This is a genomic window from Ruegeria sp. N8 (assembly GCF_056531325.1).
The window spans coordinates 1-1,510 of the sequence record NZ_JBQFLQ010000030.1; the positions used below are offsets into that span (position 1 = coordinate 1).

The window sequence follows — 1,510 nt, forward strand, 5'->3', positions numbered from 1 at the left end:
TGTCCGTCATCGAATGATTTGGAACACGAGCGTTTGATTGGCTTAGGAGGATCAGGCTCGCCGTAGTTTCAATCTACGCCGCGTTCTGATGATGCAGCAAGCGGCGTTTCTGGATTGTCTGGTGTTTGATTTCCTTTCTGCGTCTGAGGATTGTTTCGGCTCGACCGAAATAGACATCGGCGGGTGTCAGATTGCTGATGCTCTCGTGGTATCGGTTGTGGTTGTAGTGATTGATGAAGTCGCCGATGGCCTGTTCGAGCGCTCCTGGCAGATAGTAGTTTTCCATCAGGACACGGTTCTTCATCGTCTGATGCCATCGCTCAATCTTGCCCTGGGTCTGCGGATGGTTGGGCGCTCCCCGAACATGATCCATACCCTGCTCATCCAGCCATTTCGCCAACTCGCCAGAGATGTAACTGCTGCCGTTGTCGCTGAGCAGCCGGGGCTTGTGGGCAACGGTGACACTGTCACAACCTGATGCAGCCAAAGCGTCTTCCAGCGTTCCTGTGACATCGTCAGCTTTCATCGTGGTGCAAAAGCGCCAAGAGACAACGTAACGGCTGTAATCATCCAGGATCGTAGACAGGTAGAACCAGCCCCAACCGATGACTTTGAGATAGGTGAAGTCGGTCTGCCAGAGCTGGTTCGGCCGCACAGTCTTCTCATGGAATTCATCCGCCGCTTTGATGGTGATGCAGGCTGGGCTAGTGATCAGATCTTGTGCCTTCAGAAGCCTGTAAACACTGGCCTCAGAAACGAAGTAGCGCCTGGTGTCGGTGAACCGCACCGCAAGCTCGCGGGGCGATAACTCGGGTTCTTCCAGAGCCAGTTCCACGATCTGCTTGCGCACCTTGTCGGGGATGCGGTTCCAAACCCTACCTGGCCGGGAATGGCGATCCTCAAGCCCGGCCTCGCCGAAAGACAGATACCTGTCGTACCAGCGGTAGAAGGTCGTTCTGGGAATGCCGAGCTTTTCCAGTGTGCGTTTGATCGGCAGGTGCGAACCGTCAACCAGCCGGATGATCTCAAGCTTTTCGGATGCGGGATATCTCATTCGTCGTCTCCCCCATCCTCGAACATGCTTTTTTTGAGCAGCCGGTTCTCAAGGGTCAGGTCGGCGACTACCTCTTTCAGCGCCGACGATTCCGCTCTCAAATCCTTCACCTCAGAGCTGGTAGCCTGGCGTGCGGTATCGCCAGCCAACCGCTTCTTACCGGCCTCAAGGAACTCTTTCGACCAGCTGTAATACAGGCTCGTAGCTATTCCTTCACGGCGACACAGCTCCGCTATGCTGTCTTCACCACGAAGCCCATCCAACACAATACGGATCTTCTCCTCTGCCGAATGCTGGCGCCGTGTCTTCCTGCGGATGTCTTTGACAACTCTCTCTGCTGACGCTTTCTGTTTCCCGGATTTCATTCTCATCTCCACTCTCTGATGGTTACGATGAGCCTGAAATCCTCCGCTACGCAATCAACCTAGTCTGTTCCATGGGTGCTGATGGCGGACA

Annotated in this window: 1 protein-coding gene; it reads right to left on the reverse strand. The window is 54.8% G+C overall.

What is annotated here, in order from left to right:
* Window positions 1-73: 73 nt before the first annotated feature.
* Window positions 74-1,425 (reverse strand): IS3 family transposase gene (locus ACR0C5_RS19680; RefSeq protein WP_480878635.1). Its coding sequence is split into 2 segments (ribosomal slippage): window positions 74-1,089 and window positions 1,089-1,425, totalling 1,353 coding nucleotides; the frame shifts between segments, so codons are not numbered across the junction.
* Window positions 1,426-1,510 lie beyond the last annotated feature (85 nt).